This is a genomic window from Paenarthrobacter sp. RAF54_2 (genome assembly GCF_052113945.1).
Taxonomy (GTDB): domain Bacteria; phylum Actinomycetota; class Actinomycetes; order Actinomycetales; family Micrococcaceae; genus Arthrobacter.
In genome coordinates, this window is the sequence record NZ_JBFRDV010000004.1 from 200,354 (window position 1) to 225,962 (window position 25,609).

General features: G+C 63.3%; 26 protein-coding genes. 18 read left to right on the top strand and 8 right to left on the bottom strand.

Features of this window, described 5'->3' with window-relative positions; genetic code table 11:
- Window positions 1–9 precede the first annotated feature (9 nt).
- Together AB4Y87_RS05050 and AB4Y87_RS05055 are read left to right on the top strand one after the other, a co-directional pair.
- The gene (locus AB4Y87_RS05050) at window positions 10–942 is read left to right on the top strand and encodes an NAD-dependent epimerase/dehydratase family protein (protein ID WP_442003338.1); all 933 of its coding nucleotides are present in this window, start codon (window positions 10–12) and stop codon (window positions 940–942) included.
- Between the two features lie 50 nt (window positions 943–992).
- Entirely contained in the window at window positions 993–1,247 is a 255-nt protein-coding gene (locus AB4Y87_RS05055; protein WP_442003339.1) for a hypothetical protein, read from the top strand.
- A gap of 10 nt (window positions 1,248–1,257) precedes the next feature.
- Here the strand turns inward: AB4Y87_RS05055 and AB4Y87_RS05060 are convergent, their stop codons facing one another.
- Window positions 1,258–2,121, bottom strand: a complete 864-nt coding sequence (locus AB4Y87_RS05060) for an alpha/beta fold hydrolase (protein ID WP_442003340.1) — start codon at window positions 2,119–2,121, stop codon at window positions 1,258–1,260.
- Between the two features lie 101 nt (window positions 2,122–2,222).
- Between AB4Y87_RS05060 and AB4Y87_RS05065 the strand changes: the two genes are divergently transcribed.
- The 12 genes from AB4Y87_RS05065 to AB4Y87_RS05120 all read left to right on the top strand — a co-directional run bounded on the left by AB4Y87_RS05065 (window position 2,223) and on the right by AB4Y87_RS05120 (window position 15,089).
- Window positions 2,223–2,960 carry a hypothetical protein gene (locus AB4Y87_RS05065; protein WP_442003341.1) on the top strand — a complete coding sequence of 246 codons (738 nt, stop codon included), beginning with the start codon at window positions 2,223–2,225 and terminating at the stop codon, window positions 2,958–2,960.
- A 37-nt stretch (window positions 2,961–2,997) separates the two neighbouring features.
- Window positions 2,998–4,422, top strand: coding sequence for a phage tail sheath subtilisin-like domain-containing protein (locus tag AB4Y87_RS05070; protein WP_442003342.1), 1,425 nt, complete (start codon window positions 2,998–3,000; stop codon window positions 4,420–4,422).
- A 1-nt stretch (window position 4,423) separates the two neighbouring features.
- Window positions 4,424–4,903, top strand: a complete 480-nt coding sequence (locus AB4Y87_RS05075; protein WP_159708998.1) for a phage tail protein — start codon at window positions 4,424–4,426, stop codon at window positions 4,901–4,903.
- Window positions 4,904–6,090: 1,187 nt separating this feature from the next.
- On the top strand, window positions 6,091–6,849 hold the full coding sequence (locus tag AB4Y87_RS05080) for a CIS tube protein (RefSeq protein ID WP_442003343.1): 759 nt from the start codon (window positions 6,091–6,093) through the stop codon (window positions 6,847–6,849).
- Window positions 6,846–8,366 carry a phage baseplate assembly protein V gene (locus AB4Y87_RS05085; protein WP_442003344.1) on the top strand — a complete coding sequence of 507 codons (1,521 nt, stop codon included), beginning with the start codon at window positions 6,846–6,848 and terminating at the stop codon, window positions 8,364–8,366. Before AB4Y87_RS05080 ends, AB4Y87_RS05085 begins: the two co-directional genes overlap by 4 nt.
- A 3-nt stretch (window positions 8,367–8,369) precedes the next feature.
- Window positions 8,370–8,708, top strand: a complete 339-nt coding sequence (locus AB4Y87_RS05090) for a hypothetical protein (protein WP_442003345.1) — start codon at window positions 8,370–8,372, stop codon at window positions 8,706–8,708.
- Between the two features lie 13 nt (window positions 8,709–8,721).
- Window positions 8,722–9,156, top strand: coding sequence for a GPW/gp25 family protein (locus AB4Y87_RS05095; RefSeq protein ID WP_442003346.1), 435 nt, complete (start codon window positions 8,722–8,724; stop codon window positions 9,154–9,156).
- Window positions 9,153–11,783 carry a baseplate J/gp47 family protein gene (locus AB4Y87_RS05100; RefSeq protein ID WP_442003347.1) on the top strand — a complete coding sequence of 877 codons (2,631 nt, stop codon included), beginning with the start codon at window positions 9,153–9,155 and terminating at the stop codon, window positions 11,781–11,783. The genes AB4Y87_RS05095 and AB4Y87_RS05100 overlap by 4 nt, the downstream gene beginning before the upstream one ends.
- Window positions 11,770–12,357, top strand: a complete 588-nt coding sequence (locus tag AB4Y87_RS05105) for a hypothetical protein (RefSeq protein WP_442003348.1) — start codon at window positions 11,770–11,772, stop codon at window positions 12,355–12,357. Before AB4Y87_RS05100 ends, AB4Y87_RS05105 begins: the two co-directional genes overlap by 14 nt.
- The gene (locus AB4Y87_RS05110; RefSeq protein WP_442003349.1) at window positions 12,350–12,826 is read left to right on the top strand and encodes a hypothetical protein; all 477 of its coding nucleotides are present in this window, start codon (window positions 12,350–12,352) and stop codon (window positions 12,824–12,826) included. The genes AB4Y87_RS05105 and AB4Y87_RS05110 overlap by 8 nt, the downstream gene beginning before the upstream one ends.
- Window positions 12,827–12,880: 54 nt before the next feature.
- Window positions 12,881–13,810, top strand: a complete 930-nt coding sequence (locus tag AB4Y87_RS05115; RefSeq protein ID WP_442003350.1) for a PASTA domain-containing protein — start codon at window positions 12,881–12,883, stop codon at window positions 13,808–13,810.
- A gap of 52 nt (window positions 13,811–13,862) precedes the next feature.
- The gene (locus tag AB4Y87_RS05120) at window positions 13,863–15,089 is read left to right on the top strand and encodes a pyridoxal phosphate-dependent aminotransferase (protein WP_442003405.1); all 1,227 of its coding nucleotides are present in this window, start codon (window positions 13,863–13,865) and stop codon (window positions 15,087–15,089) included.
- A gap of 31 nt (window positions 15,090–15,120) precedes the next feature.
- Here the strand turns inward: AB4Y87_RS05120 and AB4Y87_RS05125 are convergent, their stop codons facing one another.
- Window positions 15,121–16,158 carry a zinc-dependent alcohol dehydrogenase family protein gene (locus AB4Y87_RS05125; RefSeq protein WP_442003351.1) on the bottom strand — a complete coding sequence of 346 codons (1,038 nt, stop codon included), beginning with the start codon at window positions 16,156–16,158 and terminating at the stop codon, window positions 15,121–15,123.
- A 93-nt stretch (window positions 16,159–16,251) separates the two neighbouring features.
- On the opposite strand from AB4Y87_RS05125, the gene AB4Y87_RS05130 reads away from it, so the two are divergent.
- On the top strand, window positions 16,252–16,710 hold the full coding sequence (locus AB4Y87_RS05130) for a carboxymuconolactone decarboxylase family protein (protein ID WP_431116834.1): 459 nt from the start codon (window positions 16,252–16,254) through the stop codon (window positions 16,708–16,710).
- Window positions 16,711–16,727: 17 nt separating this feature from the next.
- Window positions 16,728–17,630, top strand: coding sequence for a sigma-70 family RNA polymerase sigma factor (locus AB4Y87_RS05135; protein WP_442003352.1), 903 nt, complete (start codon window positions 16,728–16,730; stop codon window positions 17,628–17,630).
- 28 nt (window positions 17,631–17,658) lie between these two features.
- Here the strand turns inward: AB4Y87_RS05135 and AB4Y87_RS05140 are convergent, their stop codons facing one another.
- The 5 genes from AB4Y87_RS05140 to AB4Y87_RS05160 all read right to left on the bottom strand — a co-directional run bounded on the left by AB4Y87_RS05140 (window position 17,659) and on the right by AB4Y87_RS05160 (window position 23,121).
- A complete protein-coding gene (locus AB4Y87_RS05140; protein WP_442003353.1) occupies window positions 17,659–18,471 on the bottom strand; it encodes a hypothetical protein in 813 nt (270 codons plus the stop codon).
- The gene (locus AB4Y87_RS05145; RefSeq protein WP_442003354.1) at window positions 18,446–19,741 is read right to left on the bottom strand and encodes an APC family permease; all 1,296 of its coding nucleotides are present in this window, start codon (window positions 19,739–19,741) and stop codon (window positions 18,446–18,448) included. Before AB4Y87_RS05145 ends, AB4Y87_RS05140 begins: the two co-directional genes overlap by 26 nt.
- A 173-nt stretch (window positions 19,742–19,914) precedes the next feature.
- Window positions 19,915–20,376, bottom strand: a complete 462-nt coding sequence (locus tag AB4Y87_RS05150; protein ID WP_442003406.1) for a hypothetical protein — start codon at window positions 20,374–20,376, stop codon at window positions 19,915–19,917.
- Between the two features lie 16 nt (window positions 20,377–20,392).
- Window positions 20,393–22,381: a primary-amine oxidase gene (locus AB4Y87_RS05155; protein WP_442003355.1), complete on the bottom strand. Its 1,989-nt coding sequence runs from the start codon at window positions 22,379–22,381 to the stop codon at window positions 20,393–20,395.
- Between the two features lie 107 nt (window positions 22,382–22,488).
- The gene (locus tag AB4Y87_RS05160) at window positions 22,489–23,121 is read right to left on the bottom strand and encodes an isochorismatase family protein (RefSeq protein ID WP_442003356.1); all 633 of its coding nucleotides are present in this window, start codon (window positions 23,119–23,121) and stop codon (window positions 22,489–22,491) included.
- Between the two features lie 133 nt (window positions 23,122–23,254).
- On the opposite strand from AB4Y87_RS05160, the gene AB4Y87_RS05165 reads away from it, so the two are divergent.
- Window positions 23,255–24,211, top strand: a complete 957-nt coding sequence (locus AB4Y87_RS05165) for a GlxA family transcriptional regulator (protein ID WP_442003357.1) — start codon at window positions 23,255–23,257, stop codon at window positions 24,209–24,211.
- A 57-nt stretch (window positions 24,212–24,268) separates the two neighbouring features.
- Entirely contained in the window at window positions 24,269–24,859 is a 591-nt protein-coding gene (locus AB4Y87_RS05170; protein ID WP_442003358.1) for a TetR/AcrR family transcriptional regulator, read from the top strand.
- On the opposite strand, the gene AB4Y87_RS05175 is transcribed toward AB4Y87_RS05170, so the two are convergent.
- Entirely contained in the window at window positions 24,860–25,495 is a 636-nt protein-coding gene (locus AB4Y87_RS05175; protein WP_442003359.1) for a LysE family translocator, read from the bottom strand.
- Window positions 25,496–25,609: the final 114 nt, after the last annotated feature.

The following is a 25,609-nucleotide window of genomic DNA, read 5'->3' on the forward strand; positions in this document are numbered from 1 at the left end:
GAGATCAGCATGTACGTCGTGACCGGAGCAGGACCTGTTGGTTGGACCGTCGCCGAACAACTCGCTGAGCAGGGAGAAGACGTTCGCATTCTGACGCGTTCCGGCAGCGGCCCGGACCATCCCCGCATTGAACGAATGCGCGTGGACGCCTCTGATCCCAGGCAATTGGGCGAGGCGCTCAACGGCGCCGCCGCGGTATTCCACTGCATTCACGGATCCGCTTATCGTGCGGCGGCATGGGCGGCCGAACTCCCGCAAGCCGAACAAGTGGTGATGGATGCAGCGGCAGCCGCGGGCGCCGTCGTCGTATTTCCAGAGAGCCTCTACGCCTACAGCGAACGGGAGAACGTGATGACTGAGGCGGGTCCACGGGCGGCGTCGGGCGGAAAAAGAGGCATTAGAACCCAACTGCTGAACGCGCGGCACGTGCACGCCGCAAATACTGTGAGCGTGGTGGCCGGCGACTTCTTCGGCCCGCTGGTGCGTACGGCGCATGCAGGCGAACGAATGGTTCCACTGGTTGTGGAGGGAAAGTCGGTCCAGGTGATCGGCAGCGCTCGGCAACCGCACTCGTTCACGTTTGTCCCTGATCTGGCGGCGGCAATGACCATGGCGGCCCGGAATCCTAAGCTCTGGAACACCGTGCTCCACGCGCCGACCGGTCCTGCGCTGACCCAACGCGAACTTGCCGCGGCGTTCGCTGACGCTGCCGGCGTTTCTGTTCCGAAGGTGAGTGCTGTGCCCGGGTGGGTGCTGAGGACGGCTGGCCTGTTTTCGACCGACATGCGCGAGCTTGCCGAGATGCTCTACCAGTTCGAGCGGCCGTTCGTGATGGATTCCTCGCGAAGCCAGCGCCTCCTGGGCTTCGAACCGACGCCCCTGCCGGAAGCTGCGGCGGCAACAGTGGCGTGGTGGCGGGACGCTGTGTCGCAGATGAGGTAGGCAGCAGCGGTGACACAATGGTTTGAGAAATCATCCGCAAGGAGCCACTCATGAAAAAGGTCAGCTACTCACCTGCACTTACCGCGGCCATGGCGAAGAAGCGAACAGCCATCCGCGTTCCTGCCGACGTTCTCGTTGAACAGGTGAGTGCTTCCATGGCCATTGAGGGACGGACGCTTACCGCTAAGCCGACAGTAAAGCACACCCGGGCATCTGCCGAAGCAGTTGCAACCATTGCCACTAGATCGTCCGAGCGCAGGGAACGTTCTGTTCGGAGCAGGCCACTCGGAGCAAGCAGCGAGTAACTCCGACCAATCACTGGTCCTTCCACGCGCCCGGCGGTGGAGCGTCCAGGAAGGTTGTGACGACGTCCTGCACCAGCGCGGTCCTCGCCAACCCGAAGAAATGCGTGGTGCCGGGAAACACGGCGAGCTGCGATGCGGGCACTCCTTCGAAGTCGCCGTTCACGTCTCCTCCCCGCAGCTGGAGGAACCGCACGGCGTGCTCGAGCTTGACCATGTCGCAATCTCCCACTGTGATCAACGTTGGGGCAGCGATTCCGCGGATTTCGTCGTCACTCCATCCGCTGGAGCCTGCATCAAAGCGTCCGAGTTTGTCCAAAAGTCCTTGCAGGTGCTCTCGGTCCGGATGCGGTGAAACAGCCAGATAACGCTGCTCCATCGGGGTGCCGGCGATCATATCCACGGTCATGGAGGCCACAGCTTCGGCGTTTCCGCCGCGATCGCCGTCGGGCGTGAACGACACGGAAGAGACGATGAGTTTGCGAACAAGTTCCGGGTGTTTGATCGCCAGGTGCAACGCCACTGCTCCGCCAACACTGAAGCCGAATACATCAGCCTCGCGGACGCCCAGATGTTCAAGGAGGCCAACGACATCGGATGCAAGGTCCGCAGTTTTCAGGGGACGGTCGATGTCGTTGGTTCTTCCATGGCCTTGGAAATCCGTGGCGATAACCCTGCGGCCTTCGGACAGGCCCGGGATCAAAGCGCCAAATTGCTGCTGAATATCGAACAACCCGCCGTGCAGGAGCAAGAGCGGAGTTCCGCCGTCGCCATACAACTCGTAGTACATGTGCAGTCCGTTAACCGGGGCAAATCCGGTCTCAAGGGCCGCCGTCGCTTGCTCATGCATCTTCAGGACCTCCGCTTCGTTTCGCAAAATCCTAGTCCGGCGCTACCTTGCGCGAAAGGAACCGTAAGCGTTCGACGGCGGGCGCCCACCTGCAGATTCAATCGAATGGAGTTACTCCTGATTCCCCAGTGACTACACGCAACAGCGGGAGTAACCTAGTCCCAGTTGCAATTCTGGTCACCTTTCGAGTTCTGGGTTCTGCCGTGGGCTATGTGCGTTCGTCGTTGACCGACCTCCTGGGGGTACTTTCCGACGCCGTGGCTCCCCAGCGCGTAAGGTTCGACGACGGCTCCCCCGAAGCCGTCATTCCCACCCCGGACGCTCCGGTCACCGTCCATGCAGTCACGCTCAACCGCGTGGGAAGATCCCGTCGTGATGGCCCGGTCCTGGACCTCGAACTGCGGGTGGCAGTGGAATGCCATGGCCCCGAACAACTGGACAACATGGAGCAGCTGCTCCTGGCAGTGGAACGCCACAGCCAATACTCGGTAGTTTCCACCGGCGAGTTCCGTCCCGAGGAGTACTCCGGAGCCATCCGGCAAGGGCTCGGGTTCCTGGTCCGGATCCCCGTGGCGCTGCGCTTCGAAGAGCCCTCTGGACCGCCTGTCCTTGAGCCGCTCATTGCCAAGACCGGCGTTGCCCGCCGGATCCACGGACGGCTCGTGGACGTCCACAACAAAGGTATCCCCGACGCTTACATCCATGCCCATTCTTCCGCCACGGCAGTCGTCAGCGATGCGACCGGCCACTTCGAGGTCCTGGCCTCGGCGGATGAACTCCAGCACTTTGCCGTAGCAGTACGCGGCACCGAAAGGGAAGTCTCGGCCAGCACCAGCAGCCTGCCGGTCATCATCCGGTGGGTGTGAATCCGCGGACAACCGCGGGCAGGAAAGGGAGCGCACCATGGCGAACTATCAGGCGCCAGGCGTTTATGTTCAGGAAGTGCCCAGCGGCGCGCGTGCCATCGGGCAGGTCAACACCAGTATCGCAGCGTTCGTAGGCGTGGCTCCGGACCGGGACGCCTTGGTGGATGAGCTCCGTGTGCTGGACAACTGGACGCAGTTCGTGGACCAATATGTCGGCAACGCGACAGCGGGTACACCGCTCTCCAACGCTGTTTACGGCTTCTTCTCAAACGGAGGAAGCCGTTGTTATGTGGTGAACATTGGGGCCAACGGCAGCCTCACGGGCACGGCGACCAAGCCCACCGGCCTGACGCTTTTCGAGGCCGTGGACGACATCTCCATGGTGGCAGCGCCCGGATTTGCAGATGCTGAATCCTACGCGGCACTGGCGGCGCATGTGGAGCACCCGCTCCGCCAGGATCGTATGGCCATCATGGACACGGTGGAAAAAGTGGACGACGTCGGGGCACTCACCAGGGCCGCGACGTCGGGCGTTCCGGAGGGTGCGCGGGATGCGGGCCCGGAAGAGGAGCGGACGACGGCGGACGCTGACTCGGGTGGGGATGCTGGCCCGGGTGACGCCGACGAAGCCGAAGACGCATCTGACGAACCTTTAGGCGCAGAAGCCAGCGACAGCACGCCGTTGTCTGCATCCTCGGTGTCCTCCGACCACCCGGACTGGCCCGACTCAACCCGGCCCCCGGCGGCCCGCTCGGCGGATCCGGATACGGAAGCCGGCGACCAGCAGGACCTCGGCGCCCCGCAATCCCCCGGCGGTTACACAGCCCTGTATTTCCCGTGGATCGTGATGATCGATCCCGTGTCCGGGAAAAAGGTGACGCAGCCGCCGTCGGGCCATATTGCAGGCGTGTGGGCGCGTGTCGACGCGACTCGCGGCGTCCATAAGGCGCCTGCCAACGAGCCCATCCAGGGCGCGATCGACCTTGTGCGGCGGGTGAGCCGCGGTGAGCAGGAGGTCCTGAACCCGGCCGGCGTGAACTGCATCCGGTATTTCCCCGGCGAGGGCATCCGGATTTGGGGCGCCCGAACCAAAGCTCCCGAGGCGAGCGAATACCGGTACGTGAATGTGCGGCGCCTGACCAACATGATCAAGGAGTCGGTGGCGGACGGGACGCGCTGGGTGGTGTTCGAGCCCAATGATCACACGCTGTGGAAGTCGATCCGGCGCGACATCGGCGCGTTCCTGACCAACGTGTGGCGGGACGGCGCCCTGCTGGGGACCACTCCTCAACAGGCATTTTTCGTGAAGTGCGACGAAGAAACCAACCCTCCAGAGGTCCGCGACGCGGGGCAAGTGGTCACGCTGATCGGAATCGCACCCGTGAAACCGGCCGAGTTTGTGATCTTCAAGCTCATGCAGTCGGCGGACAACACCAGCGAGACAGAGAGCGCAGGAGCCTGACATGACAACCCCAACACCTGCCGCCCAGCCGGGCAACGTGGTGGACCCGTACCGGGCCTACAACTTCAAGCTCGTGATCCAAGGAGTGGTTCAGGGCCACTTCACCAAAGTGGAGGGCCTCGGCCTGAAAATCGACCGGATCCTCTACCGCTCCGGCGGCGAAAACAGCACAGTCCGCGTCATACCCGGGCAAGTGGAATACACGCCAGTGACCTTGAAGTATGGGCTCACCGACTCCACCGAAATGCTGCAATGGCTCTTCAAGGCCGTTGACGGAAAGGTGGAACGCCGGAACGTCTCCATCGCGATGCTCAACGACGCCGGCTCCGTGGAAGTCCGCCGCTGGAACCTCCTGGGAGCCTGGCCGTGCGACTGGTTCGGCGCACCCCTTGACGCTTTGGGCAAGGATCTCGCCATCGAATCCCTCAGCATCGCGTACGACCGCCTGGAGCTCGACGATGCCCGCGCTCCCGTCGCCTGAGCCTGGGTTTTCGTGGCGGCGGGCAGCTGCCCGGCGATTGAGGGACGTGGCTGCGTGGCTGGATCGCGGGTCGGCTTCTCCGGGCGCGGGTTCTCCGGGAGCAGGCGCGTTGCCGCCTTCGGCTTCGGAACCTGATTCGTCGGAAAGTTCGACGACGGTGCGAGGCCTGAACGTGGAAGGCGCACCCGAGCACTGGGTTCAGTTGCTGCGCGACGCCGGGTTGGTTCCTCCCGCCGCTGCCACCAACACCCCTCCCGTTGTGAGGCCCACTCTTCGTGCCTGGGGGCGCTCTTGGCGCGCAAGGCAGGCTCCACAACACGCCACACCCATGCTGCGCCTTCGCACGGATCGCCCGGCGACACCTCCCGTTGCGGGGCCCGATGTGCGTGCTTCGGGGCAAAACTGGGGCGCAAAGCAGGCCCCACAACATACCCCCATGCTGCGCCTTCGCCCTGATCGCTCAGCCACACCTCCCGTTGAGGGGCCGGATGTGCGTGCTTCCAGGCCAATGTGGGACGCAGAGCAAACCCCACAACGCACGCCCACTCGTATGGCGGGACCCGATATGCGCGCTTCCGGGCCAACATGGGACGCAGGACGGGTCCAACAACAAACGCCTAGGCTGCGTCTTCGCACGGATCGATCTGAATCGTCCCTCGTTGGGAGGCCTGATCTGAGTGCTTCGGAGCCAACATGGGGCGTAGACCAGGCCCCACAACACACCCCCAACACGACACCCCACATTGTGGGGCCCGATGTGCGTGCCAAAACCCAAGATTCGGGCGCAAAGCAGGCCCCACAACACATACCCATGCTCCCCCTTCGCACCGATCGGCCCGAAACACCCCACATTGCGGGGCCCGGTGTGCGTGCAAAAACCCAAGACTCGGGCGCAGAGCGGGCCCCACAACACACCCCCAACACGACGCCTCCCATTGCGGGGCCTACTCTGCTTGCTAAACCCCAAAATCGGGACGCAAAGCAGGCCCCTCTACACACCCCACAACCGCAGGGCCACCCCAGCACGAGCACACCCCGTACCCCCACGCCAACGCTCAAGGGGGACTGGCCGGAGCTCGCCCCGCGGCCCACCCCCACCGCTAACCAATCAAGCCCGGCAACCACCCCGCTAACCGAAGCTATCGCCCGCCAAGCCCGCCTCACCGACGAACACTTGGCGGTCTGACATGGAACGTGTCGCTTTCCTGATCGAGGACACCGGGGAACACCTTGGCTGCCTGCTCAACCCGGAAACGGTCGTGATGCAGCGCTCCGCCGGTGTGGAACCCCGGAGAAGTGCGGGCGGCAAACTCAGCGGCAGCGGACTGGCTGATGACCCCCTGCTCTTCACGGGAGGCGGCCACACGGAGCTGAGACTGGATCTCCTCTTCGACGTCGACCTCGCGCCGGCGTCGCTCCATGTGCAGGACGTTCGGCAAATGACCAGGCCCATCTGGGCGCTCGCCGAGAACAGTGCGGAGGTCGAGCGCCAGCGGAGGCCGCCGTCGGTCCGGTTTGTGTGGGGCCGCGCGTGGAATGTGCCGGGCATCGTGACGGAGGTGGCGGAACGCTTTGACCGCTTCGCCGCGGACGGTTCACCGCTCAGGTCCTGGATGCGGATGGTATTCGTGCGTGTGGGCCAGTCCGCGGATGAGGAAGGCGGCGAGAATTACGAGCTTGCCCAGCGCCTCCCTGCCGTGGATCTGACGGCCCCACCCGTGGACACGCTCGCGGTCACGGGCGATGGCAGCACGGACAGGGACGTAGCAATGCCCGACGGCGGCGAGCTCCTTCCTGAGGTGCCACCGGCTGAGTTGGGGCGACTTTCCGTGGAAGCCTTCGGGACACCCCTGCTGTGGAAGCTTCTCTTGGAATACAACAACATCGACGACCCGGCGCACTTCAGCGGCCCGCTCGCCGTCCCACCGGTTGGTGAAGCACCATGAGGCAAGTCCAGGGCCTCCCCGAACTCATCGTCACCTTGGGGCGGCGCAGATTAAGCACGGCTGAAACGGCGGCCATCGTTTCAGTCCAGGTGATCACTTCACTCGCACGCCCAGCCCAGTGCCTGATCAGCTGGCGGCCCGGTCCTGGCAGGACTGCTGCGGCGAGGGGTGGCGTGGATCCGGCCCCCGGTGATGCCCTGAGGGTGGAGCTCGGCGGTCATCGGACCCCGCTCTTCGTGGGTGAGGTGACGGTAGTGGAGTACAGCTACGGAGCGAACCTTGGTCAGGAAATCCGCATCAGGGCCTACGATGCCCTGCACCGCCTGAGGAAGCGCCAATTCACCAGGCTGCACGAGGACGTCGATCTCGCTGCATTGGCAAGGACACTCTGCGAAGGCACCGGGCTGGACGTAGTGGGCGGCGGGGAGAAACTCGGGCTTGTGTATCAGTGCGCCCGCACGGACCTGAGCCTCCTGGTTGAACAGAGCGCCCGCGTGGGCGCCTACCCCGTGGTCCATGATGGAGCCCTCAGGCTCACAGGACTCGACGGCGAAGGCGAACCCCTGGAGCTCAGCCTCGGGGCATCCCTTCATTCGGCGGAGATCGAGGTCAGCCAGGAACCGGCGTACGCCTCCGCAACAATCAACGGCTGGCGTGTCGAGGACGCTTCAGTCCATCAGGCCGAAACGAGCAGCAGCGGCGCGAAAGCCCACGTCACGGCCGACCCAACATTGGCCAGCGTGGGTGCAGGCGGCGAGCTCCGACGAGACAACGAACTTCTCGAATCCACGCAGGAGGCGAACGGATTGGCGCAGTCCGAGCTGGACGTCCGGATGGCCGGGCAGGTAACGGCGGTGTTCGTGGCCGAGGGCAATCCCGGGCTCAGGGCGGGTGGGCGCGTGAAAATCAAGGGGGTAGCGCCGTCCATCGAGGGAACGTACCTGATCGCGAGCGCCTCTCACCGTTTGGACAGCACGGGCTACGAAACGACCCTCACCACGCGCCCACCCAGCCCGGTGCCGGAAAGGCGTCCGGACGTCTTCACGCTCGGGATCATCACTGACGTGGACGATCCCGAGGCGAGGGGGCGTGCCCGTGTGCAACTACCGGCTTACCCGGACCTCCAGACAGCGTGGGCTCCCGTGCTTACTGCGGCCGCCGGTCCCGGCAAGGGGATGGTCACCCCGCCCGCTCCCGGCGATCACGTCCTGGTGATTCTTCCCGCCACGGATCCGGCCCAGGCCATCATCCTCGGCGGCCTGTACGGCAGCGAACAGACGCCCGACAACCGCGTCAACACTCCCCGGGAGAGCCGTTACACGTTCCGCAGTGCGGATGGCCAACAAATAGTGCTCGACGGCGGTGCCCGCACGTTGAGCTTCACGGATGGCCACGGCTCGTCGGTGGAGCTGGGGCCGGACAAGCTCCGCATCACCGCTGCCACGGACCTGGTGCTGGAAGCCCCGGGCAAAGCCATGAAAATCCGTGCGAAATCCGTCGACTTCGAGGAGGCCTAAGCCATGAGGATTCTGGTCGAGGAGGCCATCCTGCGCTGCGGGCACGACGGCAAAGTCAAGAACGTGCCATCGCAGGAGTGGGTCCGTGTCAAAGGATCGCCGGTGCTCGTGGACAACGATCCCCAGGGCAGGGATATCAGCATGTGCCCGAATGTTGGCATCAACATCAAACCGTGCAATAAGACGCTGCCGGTGGCCAAGGGCTATTCCACCTTCATCAGAATCGGGGGCAAGGCCGTCTGCCTGGACAGTGTGGAGGGTTTCACCGACGGCACCCCCCCGGGCGGCGTGAAGTACAACGTGCGCCGGCCTGGGCAAACGTTCGTGGGGTCGGGTTCATGAAAAGGGGACAGTCATGAGCGCGCCACGCTACACATCGATCGCTTTCATCCATCCGGATTTCGACGCCGCAGCCGGCGTCCCGGGTCTGCGAGTCACCCCCGCAGGGAGGCTGGCGACTGTTACGGACGCAGCCTCCATCCGCCAAGCCCTCCTCCTGCTGCTCAGCACCAGGCCCGGCGAGCGCGTGAACCGACCGACGTACGGCTGCCACTTGTTCCGTTTGGCATTCGCGCCGGCTGATGACACCACCGCCGGGCTCGCCATCCACTATGTGGCCCGAGCGGTGGAACAGTGGGAGCGGCGCATCACAGTCCTTTCCCTGGATGCGTCACGCTCGCCGGAGGACCCCGAAGTTCTCGAGGTCCGGCTGAGATACCGCGTCCGGACCACCCAGCTTGAGGACGAGATCGCCATCGCCTTGCCCGTGGAATCCGGAGGTGCACTATGAGTATCCCCGTGCCCAACCTGGATGATCGCAGCTTCGCGGACCTCGTGACCGGCGCCCGCGAGCGCATCCAACAAATCGCACCTGAATGGACTGACCTCTCGGTCCACGATCCCGGCATCACCATCGTGGAGGCCTTCGCCTACCTCACGGACACGCTCATGTACCGGCTGAACCGCGTGCCGGACAAGCTTTACGCCGTCTACTTGAACCTTCTGGGCACGTCGCTGTACCCGCCGAGCACGGCCGAAACGATGCTGGAATTCAGTCGCTCAAGTGTGGGCGATCAGGAGATCCGGATCCCCCGCGGCACGCAGGTCAGCTGCCCACCCGGCGTTCCCGGTTCACCCCAGCCTGTATTTACGACGACGGCGGCAGCCACTTTGGCTCCCGGCATGAGCAGCGTCCTGGTCCCCGCAGCCGATGTCACCATGTACGACGCCGTACCGATTGGTACCGGGACTGGAAGACCAGGCCAGAGCTTCGTGATCCCCAACGCGCCGATCGTCTCGGGCGCAGGGCTGGCGATCGCCGTCGAAGTTCCGGCAGGGACGCGGCTGAGCAGCGGCGAGGCAGTGCTCGTAGACGGAAAGCCGTTCCGGTACTGCAAGGAAGTGGAGGCGTTCGCCGACGCAAGGCCGGGTGAGATGCCGGTGCGGATCGACCGAAGTGCCGGCGTCGCAATGTTCGCCTGGTGGGACGAAGAGTCCAGAACGCGGACTGAAACGGGACAAGGGCCATTAGTACCGGGAGCGGGCGCCGAAGTCCGCGCTTGGTACCGCAGCGGTGGCGGTTCGGGCGGTAATGTCGGCGCGGGTCAGCTCACGGTGCTGCGTTCCCCTGTTCCGGGGGCCAAGGTCACTAATCCGGAGCCGGCAACGGGGGGCCGCGATGGCGAGTCGTTGGAGAACGCTCTGAGGCGCGCGCCCCAGGATTTTCAAGCCCGCGACCGCGCCGTTACTGTCCGGGACTACGAGGTGCTGGCGCGTCGGCACGGCGGCGTGGGCCGTGCGCGCGCGTTCACGCGCAAGGATCTGTGGGCGTTTGCCCGGCCGGGGGAAGTGGAAATTGTGCTGGTGCCGTTCATTCCCGGGGGCAGAGCAGGGGCGGCCGAACCATTACGCGCAGCGGACCTTATGTCACACGCACGCGACGAAGTGCGGATTGAAGTGGAACAATATCTCCGCAGGCGGTCCACGGTTGGCGCCGAGCCTGTAGTGCGCTGGGGCCTCTACAAACAGGTGCTGGTGGATGCGCGGATCGTTGTTCGTCCCGATGAGGATGCCGACGCCGTGAAGTCCAGGATCGTGGGCCGCCTGTCTGAAGGGATCAGTCCTCTGAGCCCGGATTCGTCCAGTTACGGATCCGGCTTTGGGAAGCCACTGCGTGTCTCCAACCTGTACCGTGCCATGGAGGAGGCCGAGCCCGGCGTTCAGTATGTGGACCGGRTCAGGCTGGAAGTGGACAAAGTTCCGGACAGTGATGCCGTGTCCTTGGTACAGGCTGAAGGCCAGGACAGAACGTGGTTCGTGGCTCAGGGCGGCACGCTGTTCCGCACCACCAACGCCGCCGACGGCTGGGAAGCCTGTGCGGAGTTTGGAGATGCCTCCGACGACGGTGCCTCCAGAGATGCGGAAGAAACCGTCCGCGCCATCGCCCCGTTCCGTTCCCCCGCACCCGGCCGGGTGGGTCCAGAGCGGCACCCAGGCATGGTGGCTGTCAGCACGTTGACCGGTACGGGGTCCCGCATTTATATCAGCGAGGACCTCGGCGAATCCTGGCGCAAAGCAGCCGAACTGGGGTTCGTCGTCGCCGATTTGTGTTGGGTGGACCGCCAGGGTGAGCCGTTGCTCTTGCTTGCAGGCGAGCGCGGCCTCTACGAACTTCCCATGAGCCAGGGTGCCATTCCCGTACAGAATGTGGTGGATACGTCCCAGCCGGATCGTGGTTTTTACGCCGTAGACGCCTTGGTGGACGTCCGCGGGCGAACAGGTGTTGTGGTGGCCGCCGAGGCCTCGGCCGGCGTCTGGCTCTCTCCCGACGCCGGTACCGCCGACAGCTTCAAGCAGGTCAAGGCCTCCGGCGAGGACATCCGTTGCATGACCATCCAGTACGACGGCGGTGCAAGCTATGTGTGGCTTGGCCGCGCAGTGCCGGAAGGGACCGGGACGGGATGCCTGCGGCTGAAGATCGATGAGTTGGGCCGCACGGATCTTGATGAGTCGTTCATGAATTCGTGGGAGGAGTTCAGTAGTGGCTGGACCGGGGGCAGTTGCTGGGGTGTCCACGTGATGGGTAACGCTGCCTACGCCGCTACCCAGAGCGGCGGGGTGTTACGGCTGCAGCTGGGCCAGGCGTCGGCGCAGTGGAGCGTGCCGGACGTTAACTGCAATCTGCCGCTGAGGGACCGTACCCGGTTCGAGCCCGTTCGTTCCGTGTCCGGGGCGATCCTTAACGGCAAGCCTCTGGTCCTGGCTGCCGGTCCCAAAGGCGTTTATCGCAGCACAGACAACGCCGTTCTATGGGAAAGCTGCACCCGGCGCGTGGTGGACGACGTTGTGACGCTGCCCGACACCTGGCTGTTCTGCTCCGGCGACCACAGGATCGAGGTGGTCCATGGCAATGGCTGAGTCCATGGGGCCGTCCGAGTCCAAGCTGCTGAAGGTCCTGCCGGAAGTGTTCCAAGTGGCCGCCGATACCAGCTCTCCCCTGCAGGCCCTTCTTGCCGTAGCCGAGGATATGCATGGGCCCGTCCGGCAGGTCTTGGACCGCATCCATACCGTTCCCGATCCCGGCCGCGCGCCGTCGTCGTTGATTCCCTTTCTCTCGCGCTGGGTAGATCTGGACTGGCTGACGCTTCCCGGTCCGGAGGGCGGCGCTCAATACGGTGGTACAGGATCCGGTGGTACAGGGCCCGGCAGCCTGCCCGCGACCGGCGCCATTCCCATATCCCGACAGCGAGACCTCATCGCAGCCGCCGCGCAGCTCTCTGCACGCCGTGGCACTGTGGACGGGCTCACCCGCTTCCTGCACCTGGCCACGGGGGTGCCCGGTTTCGACGTCGAATCCGTGCCCGGCGCCTTCCATATCAAGGTGCTGGTTCCTGCGGAAGCGGGTGGGCAGCTGGAGTTGATCCGGCGGATCGTCAAAGGCATGAAGCCCGCGCACGTGACGGATGAGCTTGAGGTGCGGGCAGATGAATAAGGAGAACCGCACGCCGATTCTTGTGGTGATTGCCTGTGGGGTGATCGCGCTGTTAGTGCTGGTGTTCGGCGTCAGTTGCGGCGGCGGGAACAACGATGCAGCACGGGACTGGCAGGGCGGATTCTCCGGCGCAGCAGCGGGCGCGAAACTCACTTCAGCAGACCTGTCTGCCCGGGGCGGTTCGTGTTCGGCATCGGATACCCAGCTGGTGGTTACGGGTGCGTGCGTGTTCGATGTGAAGGAATTCGGCGGGGGTTTGTTCTATTTCGGACCTCCCACCAAGCGGGCAAGGCTTGCACCGCAGCAGGCGGTCACCGTCTCCCTGTTGGTGCAGGGCACGCGGGCTGAACAGAATTCAGGCCCGGGGAAAACCGTGGACCTGACCTTCGGGACCTCGGGTGGACAGCTGGGAATCTTGTGTCCCGGCCTGGGGACTTGTGTGTTGCTGATCCAGGAAGCCGGAGGCTGAGATGTGCTGCTGTGCGCTGAAACTACAAACCGCGATCCCAGGAGTTGTTGTGCCATGACTGCCATCACCATGACGTTGAGCTCCCCGGACGTGGTCCTTAAAGAAGGGAAGGGATCGCTGACAGCGTCCGTCACTAACGGCTCCACCACTTCGGAACGCGTAGTGCTCGGCGCGTTTCCCGGGCAGGTGACCAATCCGCCGTCGAAAACGTACACCACCATCCCCAACCCGTTGCGGACCATCGCCGCGGGGGCCACCGAACAGTATGTGGTCAATTTCGACACCGACGGGGCTTCCGCGGGCAGCTACCCGGTGAAGTTGATCGCCTACTCTGCCGACGACGCACCCGAGGACTACGCGGACCAGGCGCATGTGGTCACGCTGACTGTTCCGGCGGCCGAGCAGCCGAAGCCCAAGCCAGGATTCCCGTGGTTGTGGGTGATCATCGGAGGTGTGGTGCTGCTGGCGGTTATCGGCGTGATCCTGTACTTCATGTTCAAGGACGCCAACGTTCCGGACGTGAAAACCAAACCGCAGGCTGAAGCGGTCAAGATCGTGACGGACGCCGGTTTCAAAGCGGCTACGACGGAAATCGAGAGCGCCTCGCCTGAAGGAACCGTAGTCAACCAGAGTCCCGCCGGCGGCGAGAAAGTAGGGCGCGGCAGCACGGTCAACCTGGAAATTGCCGTGCCCGTGAAGGCCACCGTGCCCAGTGTCCTGGGCTCGCGGATTGAAACGGCCCGCAACGCCTTCCAAGCCGCACAACTGCAATTGGACTTCACTCAGGGTTCCGCCTGCCAAAGCTCGCCTCCCCTCTCCCTGATGAGGTGCGTAGTGGTGGGCGTCAATCCCGACGTCGGCACGAAAGTTAACGTCAACGCACTCGTTTTGGTGCGAACCGAGTTGAGGTCGAGCATCATCCTTGATCCGGTAAACATCTGCCTGAGCAACCCCCAACTCTGCGAGGTGCGGCTGAACCCGTGACTATTTCCGGACACGTTTGCCTGCCTGGGCAGCTGCCATGAAAAGATCAACCATGCGTCCCATGCAGCACTCCAGCAAACTCCAGAATGTCCGCTACGAACTCCGTGGTCCCATCCTCCAGGCCGCCAAGGCCATGGAAGCCGAGGGACACCGCATCCTCAAGATGAACCTTGGGGACACGGCGCCGTTCGGGTTGGAAGCGCCGGAGTCCGTGGTGGTTGACATGATCCACCACATCCGTGGGGCCCAGGGCTACAGCGATTCCAAGGGCATCTTCTCCGCCCGGACCGCGATCTCGCAGTACTACCAGACGCGCGGGCTGATGACGATCGGCGTCGAGGATGTCTTCATTGGCAACGGCGTCAGCGAACTCATTTCCATGACCCTGCAGGCCTTCATGGAAAACGGTGACGAGATCCTCGTCCCGGCTCCCGACTATCCGCTCTGGACCGCGACCGTGACACTCACGGGTGGCAAAGCCGTGCACTACCTCTGCGATGAGGACGAGAATTGGTGGCCGGACATGTCCGACGTCGAAGCGAAGATCACCGCGCGGACACGGGGCATCGTGATCATCAACCCGAACAATCCCACGGGCGCCGTTTACCCCCGGCACATCCTTGAGCAGTTCGCAGCGCTGGCGCGGAAGCACGATCTGGTCCTGTTCTCCGATGAGATTTACGAGAAGATCCGCTACGTCGACGCGCCGCACATCCATACCGCGTCCGTGGCAGACGACATCCCGGTGCTGACGTTCAGCGGACTTTCCAAGGCTTACCGCATGCCCGGCTACCGGGCTGGTTGGGTTGCCGTGACGGGGCCATTGACCGCCACAGCTGCCTATCGGGAATCCTTGGAGCTGCTGGCTTCGCTGAGGTTGTGCTCCAACGTTCCCGCGCAGCACGCCATCCAAACCTGTCTGGGCGGATACCAGAGCATCGAGGCCCTCATCCGTCCCGGCGGGCGCTTGCGTGAACAACGGGATCTGGCGTTGAAATTGTTGACGGCAATCCCAGGCGTTTCGTGTGTTCCCGCGGCCGGCGCAATGTACCTGTTCCCTCGGTTGGACCCAGAGATCTACCCCATCGAGAGCGACGAGAAGTTCGTCCTGCAGCTCCTGCAGGAACAGAAGATCCTCGTCTCGCACGGAACGGCCTTCAACTGGCCCACGCCGGACCACTTCCGCTTCGTGATCCTGCCAACCGTGGAGGACATCGAGGAAGCCGTGCGCAGGATCGAACACTTCCTCGCCGCCTACAGGAACCGCCCGGTGGACTAATGTCCCGTTGAACTGACCCAGCAAGGTGCCCTTAGCGGTTCGGGTCTATCATCGTCATGCCTGCAGGGGCTGCCTTGTCGAATCCCGGCAACAATAACGCTGCTTCTTCCAGGCCGATGGTGCGTTCAATCAGCAGCTGCGGTTGCAGCAAGCCTTGTTCGATGAGCGCCATCATGCCTGGGTAATCAACTGCGGCCATGCCATGGCCGCCGAGAAGATCGAGCTCCCACCCGATGACCCTGGCCATGGGCACCTGCGGGTTTCCGTCGATGGCCGGCAGCAGACCGATCTGGACATGCCTTCCACGACGACGAAGGCTGAGGATGGCGTCGGCGCAGGTCTGTTCACTTCCGACGGCGTCCACCGCCACGTGGCTGCCCCCGCCGGAGAGGACGTTGACTGCGGCGGGGATGTCCGCGCCGTCGGCGAGCACTGTGTGATCCGCACCCAACCGTGCAGCCACAGCCAGGGCCTCCGGGTTCCGGTCCACGACGATGACCCTGGCGCCCATGGCTTTGGCGATCATCACAGCGCTCAGCCCGACGCCTCCGGCACCTACAACTGTCACCCACTCACCGGCTTTCACCTGCGCACGGGCTGCCAACGCGCGGTATGCGGTGGCGAAGCGGCAGCCGAGGCTTGCCGCCGTCGTAAATTCGACGCTTTCCGGGAGGGCAACCAGGTTGCTGTCGGCAGCGTGCAGGGCCACGTATTCGGCGAACGATCCCCAATGGGTGAAGCCGGGTTGTTGCTGTTCCGGGCAGACTTGGGCTTCACCCGCCAGGCACCACTCGCACTTGCCGCATCCGCAGACGAACGGAACAGTTACCCGGTCGCCGATTTTCCAGCCATGGACACCTTCGCCCACTGCTGCAATGACGCCGGCGAGCTCGTGGCCGGGCACGTGGGGAAAAGCGATGTCGTCGTGTCCCGCCCAGGCATGCCAGTCGCTGCGGCACATGCCCGTGGCCTCGACCTTCACCACCACTCCACCGGCTGGGGCCTCCGGCCTAGTTACTTCCCGCACTTCAGGCTGGGCCCGGACGTCATCAAATATCACTGCTCGCACGCACCGACTCTAGCAAGGTCCTGAAAGCTGTCACACTTCCATCCCCGCTTACGACATCCCTGATGTAAGGAACCACCACAGAAGGGAAACAGCATGACCCGCATCAATATCGGCCACAGCAACAAACTCGGCTATGCCGCTGTCATCGGGCTGGAAGGCTACGCCCGCAAGTCGGTGGATCCCGACTTGTACGAGCTCATCAAGCTCCGCGCCTCCATCCTTAACGGCTGCGGTTTCTGCGTGGACATGCACGCGACTGACGGCCGGAAGCGCGGCATCCCGGAACGAAAGCTGCATGCTGTCGCCGCCTGGCAACACTCCAAAGTGTTCTTCGATGCCCGCGAGCAGGCCGTACTCGCCCTGACCGACGCAATAACCCAGTTGGGACCGGACACAGTTACCGATGAGATCTGGAATGCGGCTGCCACCCATTTCGACGACAGCCAGATGGGAGGCCTGGTCCTGGCCATCTCCACGATCAATGTGTGGAACAGGATCGCCATCAGCACGCAGATGGAGCCGCCGGTGGATGAGAAGAACCCGATCGTCTGAGGGGTAGCGTGGAGGGCATGAGTCTTGCGGTATCGGCCACTGCTGCGTGGCAGAGCGAACGGAATCGTTTGCTGGGAATCGCCTACCGGATGTTGGGAGATTTCGGCCATGCCGAGGACGTCGTCTCCGAGGTTGCCATCGATGCCGTCCGGCAGGAACGCAAGGCCGATGGCCACCGCGTGGAATCCTGGCCGGCTTGGCTGACCACAGTGTGCGTGCGGCGCTCGGTTGACCGGGTGCGCCAACTCGCCGCTGTGCGCGAGGACTACACCGGGCCTTGGTTGCCGGAGCCGGTAGACACCTCCAGGCTTCCGGAGGAAACCGTGGCCAACCGTGAGCTGCTGTCCTTGACTTTGCTTCATTTGGCTGAGCAACTGGCGCCGGAGGCGAGGGCCGCACTGGTGCTCCACCGCGCTTTTGGGATGTCCGCGCCGGAAATCGCGGACATCCTGGAAAAGACCCCTGCAGCCGTACGCCAAATGATTTCCAGGGCTGAGCGCCGCTTGGACATAGACCCGGACGCTCCCGCTCCCAGGACCAAGGATGGCGCGGCCTTGGAGAAGCTGGTTCGCGCCATCGAACAGGGTGACATTGACACGGTAGTGGCGATGCTCGATCGGGACGCAGTGCTGTGGGCCGACGGCGGTGGCAAGGTCAAGAGCGCCATGAATCCTGTATTCGGGGCGGAGCGGATCGGGCGGTTCTTCGCGGGCATCCTCGGCAAAGCAGCCACCTTCGATCCCGTACAGCCCGTCCGGACCCGGATCATCGAGGTCAACGGCGAAGCTGCCGTGTTGCTATGGCATCAGGGCCGCAGCGACGTTCTGTTGATCGACGGCGGCCTCGACGGGCGCGTGAGGGAGCTGCGGCAGGTTGCCAATCCGGAAAAGCTGACCCGGCTTTCGCTGGGCGAACCGTAAGGCGCCGCGTTGTTAAGTCGCAGCTGACTCAGTCTCCCGCCGAACCACTCACACGCAGGGCATTGATGATCGCCGGAATGGACGCAATCAGCATAATCAGCGCCCACACGAGCGCCACCACCACGGTGATCAACGCCCAGAACTGATCTCCAATGGACACCAGCGGACCTGGCACGAACCCGTGGATCAATCCAAGGATCACCTGAAGCAGCACGGACACCGCCAGCAGCACCACCAGTCCCGTGACTTTGAGGAACTTGGGCTGACTGAGAATGAGCAACACCGCGAACACGATTTTCAGGACCAGCAGCAAACCCAGGATTGCCGCCGCCTGCCCTTTCGGAAAGCTCCCCCACAGGGCCAGATACGCGATGGTTCCAAACGGGGTGGCTACGAACAACCCGATCATCAGGAACAGCTTCGCCAAGGCCAACATCGCCGTGAGGAAGGCCGCGACAACCCACAGCAGCGTCACGATGAACGTCGTAAGGCCCTGGATACGGCCATATGTCCGCAGATCGATGATCAGACTTAGCCCCAGCATGACCGCCGTGAACAACAGCAAGCCATCCAGGAACGCGAGGAATCCAATGCCCGCGCCCGGCGGTTCGGCATCGGCTCGCTGCGTCTTGAGGAATACATCCAGCGGAACGCCAAGGTTGTTGGCATCGCTTGCGGAGACGGGGTCGACGGCGGTCTGCCCCAGCAGGAGCGACATACCCACCTCGGCCAGGACGACCAGGGCAAAGACAACCACCGCGGCAATGAAGAAGGGGCGGCGCAGGGCATCAGGGTCAGGCCCGCGGCGGAACCCCTCACGAATTGACCACGCTGCGGCCATGGCTCAATTGTGGCACCGGGGGTTTCAAATACAAGCGCCCCACCAACAATGCCGCAGCACCCAGCACGGCCGGGACCAGCAGCGCCCAGCCGCTGTAGAGCAAGACCACGAGCATCACGACGGCGGCCACGATGACTCCGTACCAGGCCGCGGTTCTGCGGGGCAACAGGAGTACCCCGGCGGCCAGACCAAAAGCGGTCACGGCGGTGAAGCAGGCCGAGGCGGCGCCGATCTGGAATTCCATGCTGAGGAACCCCACAGCTGCGAGAGCAAAGGAAAGGAAAGTCATGACAGCGAGTGCCGCCAGGCTCACGCAAGGCACCTCCCCTGCAGCCACGCCACGCGCCAAAGTCCGCGGCAGCACGCCGTCGGACGCCAACCTGGCGCCAAGCTTGCTGGCCCCGGCCACGAACGTATTGAGTGGTCCGAACGTCAACACGGCTGCCGCAACAGCCGTCACGGGAGCCGCGGCTGGTCCCAGTCCTTTCGCCAGCAGTTCGGCCACCGGGACGCTGCTGCCCGCGAGTTCGGGACCGAGGACGGCGACGCACGCCGCCACCAAGCCGATGTAGACAACACCCACGACCACGAGCGTCAGCCAAGTGGCCCGCTTCAGGTCGCGTTCAGGGTGGCGGAACTCGCCGGCCAGATGCGTTACGGCTTCCCACCCGGCGAAACAGAAGAAGAGCAGGCTCGCTGCACCGCCCACTGCCCAGTAGCCGTTCGGGGCGAAGGGCACGAAGTTTTCTGCCTTGGCGTAGGGCGCTGCAACGGCTACGGCGAGCGCAAGCAACGCCACGAGCAACACCATGAGGAGGAGTTGGAGTTTGCTCGAGACGCGGATCCCCACCGCGTTGCTCAGGAAACCTGCCGCAAGGATCAGCCCCGCCGCGATCAGGGCTGTTTCACGCCCACCGCCCATGGCGTGCGCGATGTACTCCCCGCCGATCACTGCGGTGGCGGGCGCCCCGAACGGGATGGCGAAGTAGAAGAGGTAGCCGGCCACAACTGAGGCTCGCTGCCCGAAAGCGCGGGTCACGAATGTGGCGATCCCGCCGGCGTCGGGCTGTTGTCTGGACATTTCAGCAAAACTGAACGCCACCGGGGTGCAGAAGACCAACAGCAACGCCCAGGCCAATAACGACGCCGGTCCGGCAACTTGGGCGGCGATGGCCGGCAGAACCAGCACGCCGGAGCCCAAAATGGCACCTACATAAATTCCTGTGGCCCTGAATAAGCCAAGACCCGAATTACTAACAGCTTTACCCACCCTTCTACTGAACAGTGTTCGGGTCAGATGCAACAAGCGGGAAAACTGCCTGCTCGGGGCAATATCCTGCCGAATTCCTGTTGGGCTCGTGGTTCCTGACCTTCTTTGGACTTTGGGCGGGCGCTGTGCAACCCAAAAGGGCTGATTATCCACTTGGCGGACGCCAAACAGGGTCAGGAAGCAGCGGCCATTTGTACCCGACGCCGCAGCCGTGCCACCAAGGTAGCGGCGAGTAGCGCCGTCGTGATTTCCAGTCCGATCACCAACAGCAGTCCGGCAGCCCCGGATGAAAAAACAGCGCCGGAAGTATCAACAACGCTCGACGCCGGTCCCCCACCGTGCGCGTGTCCGGCACCTCCCGCTCCCAGCAGCAGGACGGAATGAAGTTCAATCATTGCCACAGCCGAAACCGTGACTTGGTGGAGCGCCCCCACGCGGCTGTGGCGCCAGATGTGAAAGGTGCAGGGGATGCAGATTGCCGCCAAAGCAACCATGAGGACGCCGAGCCATGCGCCATGGTGTCCCCACGCCGCCACCCAAAGGTGGACCAGGCACGAGACAGCCGTGAGGGCTGCGCAGATCCGGGGATGGAGGACGGGCCCGACTGACTGGACCCCTCCCGTCGTCGTGGTCATGTGCCCGGATGTCCGTTTAGTGGCAGTGTCCGTGCTCATGGTGGCTTTCGCCGTGTTCATCCGTAGTGGCGGTGGCCGGGCTGTGGCAGCTCGAACCTGAAGAGTTGGCGGGCACATCCAGTACGGGGCTGCGGTCGAAGAAGCCCTCGGGGCGCAGCTTGAAGCCGACCGTGTCCACCGGCATGATCGGCCAGTCCTCCACGCGGGGGAAGTGCGTGAGGCCGAACGTGTGCCAGAGAACGATGTCCTGGCCGTCGATGTCGCGATCCTGGGCAACGTAGGCCGGTAAGCCTGCTCCCCCGGAGTGCTGGTTCACGAAGTCGCCAGTGGGGTACCGCTCCTCGTCGGAGTAACGCGTAACCCAGAGGTCCTTCGTGGCGAAAGCGGCACGCTTCGCTATGGAGGAACCTGGATCGGCCAGCAGCGTGGGCTGATTTTCGGCGTGAAGCTTGTAGCCAACCGGCTCGCCGAGTCGGTTCCGGGACTCGGGGTTGGAGATGATCCATGTCCGGCCTGCACGAGCGTCGGCTTCCCGGACGGCTTCGGACTCCTTAGTAAGGAGCGTCCGCTTGCGGGAGAAGGCGTTGCCGCGCTCATTCCCCACACCCATGGCTTGACGGACTACGTCCTCTTCCTCGACGCGGTTGGTGAAGCCGTCGATTGCCATGTCCAGGCGAGCGCTGAAGAGGTGCTGGTGGAACGGGGCTCCGAGTCCTGGAGCCAACTGCGAGATGTTGTCAGAGCCACCCTCGGGGAAGGCGCTGGTGAACACGATGCCGGTGGCCTTGGCTTCGAACTCGATGGTGCCGTCGAGGTAGAGGTACCAGTAGAAGCCGTAGTCGTAGTTGCCGATGGTGGTGAAGAAGGAGATCACCAGGCGACGGTTGCGGCGGGTGTAGTTGATCCCGGTCCAGAGGTCCGAGTGCTTGGAGAGGATGCCCCAGTCTTCCTCGTGCATGCAGATGCCATTGCGGATTTCCCGCGGGTTGCCGAAGGCGTCGCTGATGACCGGGCTGAGGTACGTGATGTCACCAAGGCAATCGCAACCGAGTTCCAGGGAGTTGGCGTACTGGCCCACGAGGTATTCGCCGGTGTCGAAGTAGTTCTGCCAGGACCGGATAGGTGATGGATCGCCGTACGGCACCACCATTTCGGCGATGGAGGCACGATTGATGATGGGCCTAAGGCGGTCTCCGTCCTTGAAGGCAAGGTTGTGGAGGACCACTCCTTCGCGCACATCGAAGCCGACGTCCACGCTCCACTTTTCCCACTCCACATGATTACCGCCGGTGACGATGAAGCTCGGGCCTTCGGGTTGGGTAATGCTGATGGGCTTTTGAGTAGTCCGGAGCGGGCCTGTGAGTTCGGGATCGGTGTAGTTTCCGTGCTCTTCCGGAATCGGCATGACGCGAAGATCAATCACCTGGGTGACTTCCTTGTTGACCACATCCACATACGCCACCAGACCGTCCACCGGGTGCGCCCAAGCGCTGTCCTCAGGGAACTCCTGCACAAATGCCAGGCCACGGAGGATGCGGCGGCCCCTCTCGTCGTCGTACTCAAACACGCCGGCGGACAGCGGAGCGACCCGCACCTTGGCCACATCCAAGTCCCGTGCTGCCAGGGCGGCGAGCCACCGTTCATCCGTAGCAAGCAGCGTCTCAACAACCTCGAACTCTTCCTCCAGCACGGGAAGTTCCCCGGACACTTTGGTGTCCAGTTCTGTTGCGGACAGGATCTCGCCGCGAGTCACGGAGACGAGGACGTCTGTGGGAGCCCCGCCGGAGATGTCATGGATGAAAACCCGGAAACGGCGGTCTTCTTTTTCTTGCCCACGGGACGGATCCACAAGGCCCAGGTAGGCGATCCGATTGGTGTCTCCGAGGTGACCGGCGGCTTGCAGAACATGCTTCACCTCGGAAATTTCAGCGCCCTTGGCCAGGCGGTACTGGGTTTCCTCGACGGCGGCTGCGTCAGTTGCTGTCTGGGTTGATGTGGGCGTCATAGCTGCCTCTTGTCAGGGACCTGTGATGGGTCAGGATTTATTTTCTATAGGTGTAGAGAATAACTGACGTGTTAGCTCAGTCACAAGGCCTGGTCCACATATTGTTTCTAAGAAACTGCAGCACTCCCCGCCGTCGCCGACGTCCCCAGATCACTCATTTCCAGTGCCCGCCCGGCTTGGAGTGCCTCTGCCCATACATCCGTCGATGCAACAGCGGCCCAGTTGGAGTTCAACAGCGCCATAAGCGTGGTGTGCACGGTTTTCGCGTCCGCCGCACCTGCATCATTGACGAGGTTGATGGCGCCAGTGGCATCTGAGAGGACTTCAGTGGTGAAGCCAAGGAACTCGGCTTCAACGGCCGAGGCAAGGATGCAGTTGTTCGTCATGTAACCCACCAAGGTGACGGTATCGACGTCGTGCTCCCGCAGCCAGCCAGCGACGTCCGTGCCAGCGTAAACAGAGCCGTAACGCTTGATGACTTCTTTCCATGAAGGAGTCCGGCGCGCTTCGACGTCCGGGTGGAGATCAAATTCAGGCGTTCCAGGGGCGAAGACCGGCGCGCCTTCTCCTTCGCTGTGCCGTATCGCCGCGATGGGAATCCCTGCGGCGGCCGCGGCATCGATGGCCTTCACAATCTTCGGAAGTGATTCCTGGTGCTTCGGGTACTGGATCTCAAGGGGTCCGCTGAAGTACTGCTGCTGGACATCGACAAGGACAAGGGCGCGGCGGGGGGTGCTCATACTTTTCTCCCAAATAGCGGATCGTTGCTCGCCAACCGGCGACCCTTCCATCATTGGCGCCCCAGTCAGTAACCACCAGTGGCACAAATGCCCATATACGATGGAATTGGGCCAAAGTACTAAGGAGGGCTGCATGCGGATCGCTGTCTACGCATTCGATGACGTCACAATGTTTCATCTGGCGGTTCCGCAGATGGTTTTCGACGAAGTCACACGGCAAGGCCTGGCTGAGTGGGACACAGTGCTCTTCTCGGACGAGGCGGGTCATATTCGAACCACCGAGGGTTATCAATTAGGGGAAATCCAGGGGCCGGATGCCGCAGAGCAGGCAGACGTTGTGGTTGTGCCGTCGTGGTTCGCGGACGGACGTGAAACCAGCGAGACTCTACGCAAGATCCTTCAACAGGCTCACGAGCGCGGCGTAACTATCCTGGGGCTTTGCCTTGGCACGATCCCCGTCGCGGATGCCGGCCTCCTCAGCGGACGTTCTGCCGTCACACATTGGCAGGCCTTTGACACCCTCGCCAACCGGCACCCAGATGTCTTCCTCGATCAAAGAGTGCTCTACATCGATCACGGAGACGTGTTGACTTCCGCGGGGACAGCATCCGGATTGGATGCTTGCCTCCACCTGGTTCGGGGCCGTCTGGGGGCGGAGGCAGCGAATCGAATTGCGCGCAGCCTGGTCATCGCCCCACACCGTGAGGGCGGACAGGCGCAGTACATTGAGCATCCCCTTCCACCACGCTCATCGGGTGATCCCATGGCGCGCCTGCTGGAGTGGGCCCTGGGCCGACTCGGCGAGGACCTCAGCGTCGATCGTCTCGCAGCCCAGGCCCACATGAGTCGCCGAACATTCGTCCGCACTTTCCGTGCATCAACAGGAACGACACCGTCGGCATGGATACGCACACGACGACTCGATGCTGCCCGGCGATTATTGGAAACCACAGACTTGTCCGTAGATCAGATTGCTGGTGACTGCGGATTCGGCAGCCCCGTGACCCTCCGACAGAACTTCGCCAGCGCATTTGCCATCACACCCACGGAATACAGACGCACCTTTGACGCTCAGTGGGCGCCCGCCTGAAACGTAAGATGAGACCCAAGACCTGTCTGCCATATATTTCTCCGGGAGCCCCGTAAAGTGCCAAAGATTGTGGACCACGATCAACGACGCCTCGAACTGGTGGACGCAACCTGGCGGATCATTGCAAGGCTGGGCATTGAAGGCGCCACCATGCGGGAAATTGCCGAAGAAGCCGGCTTCGCCAATGGCGCCCTTAAACCCTACTTTCCCACGAAGGATCTGCTGCTGACATCAGCTTTCGGGCACGTTTTCAACCGCACCAACCAGCGCATCGCAGCCATGACCTCGGGCTTATCCGGCATCGCCGCCCTCCGCGCCTTCTGCGCCGAAGTCCTGCCACTGGACGAGGAACGCGTCAACGAAGCCCGCATCGTTATTCCGTTTTGGCAGAAGGCACTCAACGACGCCGAGATGGCGGTCCTGCACAGCGAGTCCATGAACCAGTGGCACACCACCATCAAGGCACATACGGCAGCAGCCCGCGCGGCCGGCGAGATTGCCGCCCCCATTGGGGACGCCGCCGTCGCCGATCATCTGCTCAACATGATGCTGGGCGCCCAGATCGTGGCAGCACTTTCGCCCGGAGAGCACTTTGCCCAGGACCTTGAAGGGCAGCTGGACAACTATCTGAGGTTGCTGGCTGGCTAGCTAACTGGTGGCGCCTGATGCCACCACGCCGACGCCCAGTCCGGCGATAACCCCGCTGCTGACACGCTCGACGGCGGTACTCACCTTGGGGCGCTTGAGCCACCGCATCGCCTTGAACGCCACCACTGCGATCATCGAGAGGTAGGCAAAGGCAATGACGGCAACCACGATGCCCAGGATGAGTGACGTGCCCATAGTGTCACCGCCGTGCGGGATGAACTGCGGGACGACAGCCAGGTAGAACAGGCCCACCTTGGGGTTGAGCAGGGTGGAGAGCGCTCCTGCCCCCAGTGCCGCAAGCCGGCTGTACGGGAGGGGCGCCTCCTCAGATGGTCCGCCTGCCGTGGCAGCTTTACGGGACTTGATGAACGAAGAAACGCCGAGGTACAGCAAGTACAGGCCGCCCGCGATCTTCAGCCAACGGAAGAGCTCGGCTGATTGTTCCAACAGAGCGGCCAATCCGATACCCACCAAAGCAGCCCACACAATTGCCGCACCTGCAGACCCAGCCGCCGCAGCGATTCCAGCGCTGGGCCGGTTCAGGGCAATACGCAGGACCAGGAACGTATCCGGGCCCGGGGTCACGGAAAGGACCAGGCAGAGACCGGCGAAGGCGGCGAGGGAAGCAAGAGTCACCCGCCAAATTATCCGGCACGGAGGGGTCCGCTGGAAAGCGTTCGCTTCCCGTCAAGGGCTGTTCGTGCATAGACAAGGCGACCACGCGTGACGCCGACCACACTGGAATCATCG